The sequence below is a fragment of the Pseudomonas sp. A-1 genome, assembly GCF_004801855.1.
GTDB lineage: Bacteria > Pseudomonadota > Gammaproteobacteria > Pseudomonadales > Pseudomonadaceae > Geopseudomonas.
Window position 1 is genome coordinate 1 of the sequence record NZ_SSTC01000126.1, and the last position, 8,336, is coordinate 8,336.

Consider the following 8,336-nt stretch of genomic DNA (forward strand, 5'->3'; position numbering starts at 1 on the left):
AATGCTGAGTTCGTGGTAAGACATGGCAACACCGTACCGGAAAGGTCAGGTGTTGCACTCAGTTTTTGCCGCCGCCAGCCTTTTGATGCCATCGTTTCCAATCCACCGTATTCGGTAAAGTGGAAAGGCAGCGATGACCCCACCCTCATCAACGATGACCGCTTTTCCCCGGCCGGTGTGTTGGCACCCAAGTCCAAGGCCGATTTTGCCTTTGTGCTGCACGCGCTCAGTTACCTGTCCAGCAAGGGCCGCGCTGCCATCGTCTGCTTCCCCGGCATCTTCTACCGGGGCGGCGCCGAGCAGAAGATTCGCCAGTATCTGGTGGACAACAACTATGTGGAGACGGTGATTTCGCTCGCGTCCAACCTGTTCTATGGCACCACCATCGCCGTGAATATCCTGGTGCTGTCCAAGCACAAAACGGACACCAACACCCAGTTCATCGATGCCAGCGGCCTGTTCAAGAAAGAGACTAACAACAACGTGCTGCTGGATTCACATATCGAGCAGATCATGCAGGTGTTCGACAGCAAGGCGAATGTGGCGCACTTTGCCCAGTCAATCCCCTTCGAGAAAGTGGCTGCCAACGACTACAACCTGTCGGTCAGCAGCTACGTCGAGGCCAGGGACAATCGCGAGGTGGTGGACATTGCAAAGCTCAATGCCGAGCTGAAAACCACCGTGGCCAAGATCGACCGGCTTCGGCAGGACATCGATGCTATCGTCGCGGAGATTGAAGGCGGGGAGCTGGAGGCATGAGCGGCGTGAGTTTTTTGGACAAGCTGCTGGATGGGGTTGATGTGGAGTGGCGGGCGTTAGGGGATGTGGCTAAGTACTCAGACATGCGCATCGACTGTAATGGAGTCAATGAGGAGAACTATGTAGGCGTTGATAATCTTCTCCAGAATGGGGCAGGAAAAACCGACTCAAGTTATGTCCCTACTGAGAGTCGCCTGATTGAATATCGCCCAGGTGATATCTTGATCGGAAATATTCGCCCCTATTTGAAGAAAATTTGGCTCGCCAATCAGTCTGGCGGCACAAATGGCGATGTGCTTGTTGTCCGCCCTACTCATGAATCGTTGAGCTCTGGCTACTTGCACCAGATACTCACCGATGAGAAATTCTTCGCCTACAACATGCAGCACGCCAAAGGGGCAAAAATGCCTCGCGGCGATAAAGCAAAGATACTCGAATATAAGCTCCCCATCCCCTGCCCCGATAACCCCAAGAAATCGCTTGAAATCCAGGCCGAAATCGTCCGTATTCTGGACGCATTTACCGCCTGTACCGCCGAGCTTACCGCCAGAAAAAAACAATACAAGCATTATCGTGACCAGTTGTTGAGTTTTGATGGTGTGGATGTCGAGTGGAGGGCGCTGGGGGAGGTTGGCGAATTTATTCGCGGCAAGCGCTTTACCAAGGCCGACTATGTCGAAGATGGCATCAGTGTGATTCACTACGGCGAGATATACACACGGTATGGCACCTTCACGACACAAGCCTTTTCTCGGGTCAGAAAGGATATGGCGGGATCGCTGCGCTATGCCGAGCCGGGGGATGTTGTCATGGCGGGTGTTGGTGAGACGGTTGAAGATGTGGGTAAAGCCGTGGCTTGGCTTGGCAGTGGAAAAGTGGCCATACATGATGACAGCTACGCCTTTCGGCACTCCATGAATCCGAAATACATTTCCTATGTAATGCAAACGGCAGCCTTCATTGATGAGAAGGCAAAGCATGTGTCCCGGGGGAAGGTTAACAGGCTGTTGATTGATGGGGTCAAAAAGGTCAGGGTGCCGGTGCCATACCCGAATGATCGTGAAAAGTCACTCGCGGAGCAGGCGCGCATCGTTGCCATCCTCGACAAGTTTGACACTCTGATCACCTCCATCACCGAGGGCTTGCCGCGTGAAATCGAGCTGCGCCAGAGGCAATATGAGTATTACCGCGATCTGCTGTTGAGCTTTCCAAGACCTGAACAAATAGTGGCATGAACAAACCACCCGGCCTTCGCCCCCGCCAATGGAAGGGCTTCCCCCTGTGTCGTGAGTTGATTGCGCCGATCAGCAAGGACGAGAGCGAGTAAATGACTGCCTACAAGACCATCGCCGAATCCAGCAACTTCATCGTTCTGGATAAATACACCAAGGAATGGCCGGTTGCCGAAAGCTACCAGAGCGAAGGCGATCTGGAGCGCGAGTTCATTCAGGATCTGCAGAACCAGGGTTATGAATATCTGCCCGGACTGAACGCGCCCGATGCCTTGCTCGCTAATGTGCGCGTACAGCTGCAAGCACTGAATGACGTGCAGTTTGCCGATGGCGAGTGGCTGCGGTTTGTCGAAACCTGGCTGGACAAGCCCAGTGATGGCATCGTCGAGAAGACCCGCAAGATCCACGACGATTACATCCACGACTTCGTGTTTGACGACGGGCGCATCCAGAACATCTATCTGCTGGACAAGAAGAATGTTGCCCGCAACAAGCTGCAGGTCATCAAGCAGTTTGCGCAAAAAGGCAGCCACGCCAACCGCTATGACGTGACCGTGCTGGTGAATGGCCTGCCGCTGGTGCAGGTGGAGCTGAAGAAGCGCGGCGTCGCGATTCGGGAAGCCTTCAATCAGGTGCACCGCTACAGCAAGGAGAGCTTCAACGGCGAGCATTCCCTGTTCAAGTACCTGCAGCTGTTCGTGATCTCCAACGGCACCGACAGCCGCTACTTTGCCAACACCACGCAGCGTAACAAGAACAGTTTCGACTTCACCATGAACTGGGCGAAGGCGGACAACACGCTGATCAAGGATCTGAAGGACTTCACGGCGACCTTCTTCCAGATGCACACGCTGCTCAATGTGCTGCTGCATTACTCGGTGTTCGACGTCAGCAACACGCTGCTGGTGATGCGCCCCTACCAGATCGCCGCCACGGAACGCATTCTGTGGAAGATCAACAGCAGCCATCAGGCCAGGAGCTGGAGCAACACGGAGAGCGGCGGTTACATCTGGCACACCACGGGCAGCGGCAAGACGCTGACCAGCTTCAAGACGGCGCGCCTGGCTACCGAGCTGGACTTCATCGACAAGGTGTTCTTCGTGGTGGACCGCAAGGATCTGGACTACCAGACCATGAAGGAATACCAGCGGTTTTCGCCCGACAGCGTTAATGGCTCGGACAGCACGGCAGGCCTGAAGCGCAACCTGGAAAAGGACGACAACAAGATCGTCGTCACCACCATCCAGAAGCTCAACAACCTGATGAAGAGCGAGGCAGACTTGCCCATCTACGGCAAGCAGGTGGTGTTCATCTTTGATGAATGCCACCGCAGCCAGTTTGGCGAAGCTCAGAAGAACCTGAAGAAGAAATTCAAAAAGTTCTGCCAGTTCGGCTTCACCGGCACGCCGATCTTTCCGGAAAACGCCTTGGGCGCCGAGACCACCGCCAGCGTGTTTGGCCGTGAACTGCATTCGTATGTGATCACCGATGCGATCCGCGACGAGAAGGTGCTGAAGTTCAAGGTGGACTACAACGATGTGCGCCCGCAGTTCAAGGCTATCGAGACCGAGAAGGACGAGAAGAAGCTGAGCGCAGCGGAGAACAAGCAAGCCCTGTTGCACCCGGATCGTATCCGCGAGATCACCCAGTACATCCTGAACAACTTCCGGCAGAAGACCCACCGTCTGCACGCGGGCAACAAGGGCTTCAACGCCATGTTTGCCGTCAGCAGCGTGGATGCTGCCAAGCTGTATTACGAGTGCTTCGGGGAGCTGCAGAAGAACAGCGACAAGCCACTGAAGGTGGCCACCATCTTCTCGTTCGCGGCCAACGAGGAGCAGGATGCGATTGGCGACATCCAGGACGAGAGCTTTGATGTGTCGGCCATGAACAGCAGCGCCAAGGAGTTCCTGAGCGCGGCCATCGCCGACTACAACGCGCTGTTCAAGACCAACTTCAGCGTGGACAGCAAAGGCTTCCAGAACTACTACCGCGACCTGGCCAAGCAGGTCAAAGCCAAGGAAATCGACCTGCTCATCGTGGTGGGCATGTTCCTGACCGGCTTTGATGCGCCCACGCTCAACACGCTGTTCGTCGACAAGAACCTGCGCTTTCACGGCCTGATGCAGGCCTATTCGCGCACCAACCGCATCTTCGATGCCACCAAGACCTTCGGCAATATCGTCACCTTCCGTGATCTGGAGCAGGCGACCATCGATGCCATCACCCTGTTCGGTGACAAGAACACCAAGAACGTGGTGCTGGAGAAGAGCTACAAGGCGTACATGGAAGGCTTCACCGATGCGACCACCGGTGAGGCGCGGCGAGGCTTCATGGAGGTGGTGCAGGAACTGGAAGCACGCTTCCCAGACCCTGCTGCTATTGAGAAGGAGGTCGACAAGAAGGCCTTCGCCAAGCTGTTTGGCGAGTACCTGCGCGTCGAGAACGTGCTGCAGAACTATGACGAGTTCGCCAGCCTGAAAGAGCTTCAGAGCGTTGATTTGACGGATGCTGCTGCGGTAGAGGCGTTCAAGGCCAAGCACTACCTGAGCGATGAGGATCTGACGGCACTGCAAGCCATCACGCTCCCCGCAGAGCGCAAGATCCAAGACTACCGCTCCACCTACAACGACGTGCGCGACTGGCTGCGCCGTGAAAAAGCGGGGGCTGAGAAGGAAAAGTCCACCATCGACTGGGATGACGTGGTCTTTGAGGTGGACCTGCTCAAGTCGCAAGAGATCAATCTGGACTACATCCTGGAACTGATCTTCGAGCACAACAAGAAGATCAAGAGCAAGTCGGAGCTGGTGGATGAAGTGCGCCGGGTGATCCGCGCAAGCCTCGGCAACCGCGCCAAAGAGAGCTTGGTGGTGGACTTCATCAACCAGACCGATCTGGACAAGATTGGCGACAAGGCCAGCGTGATAGACGCCTTCTTCACCTTTGCCCAGGCGGAGCAGCAGCGCGAAGCGCAGGAGCTGATCAGTGATGAAGGCCTGAATGCCGAAGCGGCCAGGCGCTATATCACTACCTCGCTCAAGCGGGAGTTCGCCAGCGAGAACGGCACAGAGCTAAACGCGGTTCTGCCCAAGATGAGCCCATTGAACCCGCAATTCCTGACCAAGAAGCAGACTGTCTTCCAGAAAATCGCGGCTTTTGTGGAGAAGTTCAAAGGTGTGGGTGGGCAGATCTAAGGAAACGCTGATCTATTCGCCCGGCCCCGGCCCCGGCCCCGGCCCCGGCCGCTCCGAGACATGCTCTGGCTTCCATTCTGGAGTTCGATGAAGGTCAGAGGGTGGCATGCGGCTGGCTATGATGTGGAGAGTTCAATTGCATTGTGACGGCAGCATGATTGGGATCACATGGTTGGAGCGTGGCATCGTTGCCTCGACAGCGGAGTTCCGGCGAGACCGCAATGCCATGCTCAGACATATGTGCGGAATCCCCCCTCAGCGCACCACGTGCAAAAAGTGCATGTGCCGCTCGTACTGGTCGAGGATGTCGTCGATCACCTCGTCGCGCGACCAGCCCATCACGTCGTAGTCCTGGCCGCCCTCCTGCAGGTGCACCTCGGCGCGGAAGTACTTGCGCTCCTCGTCGCCCTCGAGCATCACGAAGCTCGGCTGCACGTAGGCGCGCGGATGCACCTCGTAGACGAAGTCGACCTCGGTGCCGTGGCGCACCTCCAGGCGCACGCGGTGGTCGTCGCCGCTCTGCACTTCGCCGGTGAGGCCCTGCTTGCGCAGCTCCTCGGCCACCGCCAGGCAGGCCGGCTGCACCACCTCGTCGAGGAAGCGGTTGACGTGGGCGCGGCGCGGGAACATCACCAGGTTGCGCAGGCGCCGCTGCCAGCCGCCGTGGATCTGCGCGTGGCGGCCGTGGCTGGGAGTCTGCTGGCGCAGCACGCGCTTGGTCGAGTCCAGGTGCAGGGCCTTGAGCAGACCCCACATCGAGGCCAGCAGGATGATCGAGAACGGCAGCGCGCTGGCGATGGTGGCGGTCTGCAGGGCGCTGAGGCCGTCGGCCAGCAGCAGGGCGATGGCCACCACGCCGGTCGAGCCGGCCCAGAAGATCCGCTGCCACAGCGGGGTGTGCGGGTTGCCGCCGGAGGCCAGCATGTCGACCACCAGCGCGCCGGAGTCGGCCGAGGTGACGAAGAACACCACCACCATCAGCACCGCCACCGTCGACAGCACGGAGGCGAAGGGGAACTGCTCGAGGAAGGCGAACAGCGCCAGCGAGCTGTCCTGGTCGACCGTCGCGGCCAGGCTGGTCAGGCCCTGCTGCATGATCATGTGGATGGCGCCGTTGCCGAACACGGTCATCCACAGCAGGGTGAAGCCGGCGGGGACGAACAGCACGCCGCAGACGAACTGGCGGATGGTCCGCCCGCGCGAGACGCGGGCGATGAACATGCCGACGAACGGCGACCAGGACATCCACCAGCCCCAGTACAGCAGGGTCCAGCCGCCCAGCCAGTCGGTCGGCTCGTAGGCGTACAGGTTGAAGGTCTTGCTGACGATCTCCGACAGGTAGCTGCCGGTGTTCTGCACGAAGGTCTGCAGCAGGTAGACGGTGGGGCCGAGCAGCAGCACCAGCAAGAGCAGGAACACGGCCAGGCCGAGGTTGAGCTCGGAGAGGATGCGGATGCCCTTGTCCAGGCCGGTGACCACCGACAGAGTGGCCAGCGCGGTGACCGCGACGATCAGGCCGATCTGCACGGCGGTGCCGACCGGCAGGCCGAACAGGTGGTTGAGGCCGCTGTTGATCTGCAGCACGCCGTAGCCCAGCGAGGTGGCCACGCCGAACACCGTGCCGAGGATGGCGAAGATGTCCACCGCGTGGCCGATGGGGCCGTGGATGCGTTCGCCGATCAGCGGATACAGCGCCGAGCGCAGGGTCAGCGGCAGGCCGTGGCGGTAGCAGAAGAAGGCGAGGATCAGCGCGACTATGGCGTAGATCGCCCAGGCGTGCAGGCCCCAGTGGAAGAAGGTCAGCTTCATCGCCTCGCGGGCGGCCTGCACGCTGTTGGGCTCGCCGACCGGCGGGGCGACGAAGTGCATCACCGGCTCGGCGACGCCGAAGAACATCAGGCCGATGCCCATGCCGGCGGAGAACAGCATGGCGAACCAGGTGGTGTTGCTGTAGTCGGGGCGGCTGTGGTCGGGGCCGAGCTTGATGTCGCCGTAGCGGCTGACGGCGAGGAACACCACGGTGATCAGGATCAGCGCCACGGCCAGCACGTAGAACCAGCTGGCGTTGCCGACGATCCAGCTCTGCACCTGGCCGAACAGGGCCTGGGCGGTCTGCGGCAGGGTTACGGCGAACAGCACCAGGGCGAAGATGAGGATGGCGGAGCCGAAGAACACCGGGGGGTTGAGGGTGCGCGCGGGGCGCGGGGAAGTTTCCATGGAGCAGGCTCTCCTTGTGATCGGATGGCCGCCAGGGGCGGGTATCGGAACAGACTGGACCGCGCCGGCGCCGAGCGCCAATCCCGGGCGCGGCGCGCCCGCGCGGTCCGCGGAGCCGACCACCCTACCAGCTCGATAGCTTTTTATGAAGGATTAGATTCTCCTGATAGCTTTGTCATATGCATGCCGGGTGCCTCAGCCGGGCTCGCCGCTCGCCCGGTACTGCAGCGCCTCGGCCAGCTGGGCGCGCCGGATGTCGGCGAGGCCTTCCAGGTCGGCCAGGGTGCGCGCCACCTTGAGCACGCGGTGCAGGGCGCGCAGCGACAGGCGCAGGCGCTCGCCGGCGCCCTCCAGCCACAGGCGGTCGGCCTCGGCGAGGGCGCAGTGGGCCTGCAGGCCGGGCAGGTCGAGGTGGGCGTTGGCGCAGCCCTGGCGCTCGAACTGGAGCGCCTGAGCGGCGGCCACCTGCCGGGCCAGCGTGGCGCTGTCCGGTCCCTCGCCGCTGGCGTGCAGGCGGGTCGGCTCGCGGCGCACGGCCAGGTGCAGGTCGATGCGGTCGAGCAACGGGCCGGACAGCCGGGCGCGGTAGCGCTGCACCTGCTCCGGGGTGCAGCGGCAGCGCTGCTCGGGATCGCCGAGGTAGCCGCACGGGCAGGGGTTCATCGCCGCCACCAGCTGGAAGCGTGCGGGAAAGCGCAGCTTGTCCTGGGCGCGGGCGATGACGATCTCGCCGCTCTCCAGCGGCTGGCGCAGCACGTCGAGGACGTGGCGGGGAAACTCCGGCAGCTCGTCGAGGAACAGCACGCCATGGTGGGCCAGGCTGATCTCGCCGGGCTTGGGGCGCGTGCCGCCGCCGACCAGCGCCGGCCCGGAGGCGCTGTGGTGCGGCTGGCGGAACGGCCGCTGCGGCCAGCCGCCCTGCGGCGCCAGGCCG

5 protein-coding genes are annotated in these 8,336 nt (G+C 60.8%); 3 read left to right on the forward strand and 2 right to left on the reverse strand.

Going from position 1 to position 8,336, the window contains the following annotated elements; all coding sequences use genetic code 11:
• From E5198_RS19280 to E5198_RS19290, 3 genes are all read left to right on the forward strand, one after another.
• The coding region (locus E5198_RS19280; RefSeq protein WP_218569075.1) for a type I restriction-modification system subunit M at positions 1–759 on the forward strand (759 nt) is incomplete at its 5' end.
• Positions 756–1,994 carry a restriction endonuclease subunit S gene (locus tag E5198_RS19285; RefSeq protein ID WP_136491555.1) on the forward strand — a complete coding sequence of 413 codons (1,239 nt, stop codon included), beginning with the start codon at positions 756–758 and terminating at the stop codon, positions 1,992–1,994. The genes E5198_RS19280 and E5198_RS19285, both read left to right, overlap by 4 nt.
• A gap of 92 nt (positions 1,995–2,086) precedes the next feature.
• Positions 2,087–5,185 (forward strand): HsdR family type I site-specific deoxyribonuclease, encoded by a 3,099-nt coding sequence (locus tag E5198_RS19290; RefSeq protein WP_136491556.1) that lies wholly within the window; start codon positions 2,087–2,089, stop codon positions 5,183–5,185.
• Between the two features lie 255 nt (positions 5,186–5,440).
• Here the strand turns inward: E5198_RS19290 and E5198_RS19295 are convergent, their stop codons facing one another.
• Together E5198_RS19295 and E5198_RS19300 are read right to left on the reverse strand one after the other, a co-directional pair.
• Positions 5,441–7,402, reverse strand: a complete 1,962-nt coding sequence (locus E5198_RS19295; protein ID WP_136491557.1) for a choline BCCT transporter BetT — start codon at positions 7,400–7,402, stop codon at positions 5,441–5,443.
• A gap of 195 nt (positions 7,403–7,597) precedes the next feature.
• Positions 7,598–8,336, reverse strand: a 739-nt coding sequence (locus E5198_RS19300) for an ATP-binding protein (protein WP_136491558.1), incomplete at its 5' end; no start/stop codon positions are given.

Coding starts and splice junctions, on each gene's coding strand:
- E5198_RS19285 (WP_136491555.1), top strand. CDS start 756: ATGAGCGGCGTGAGTTTTTTGGACAAGCTGCTGGATGGGGTTGATGTG.
- E5198_RS19290 (WP_136491556.1), top strand. CDS start 2,087: ATGACTGCCTACAAGACCATCGCCGAATCCAGCAACTTCATCGTTCTG.
- E5198_RS19295 (WP_136491557.1), bottom strand. CDS start 7,402: ATGGAAACTTCCCCGCGCCCCGCGCGCACCCTCAACCCCCCGGTGTTC.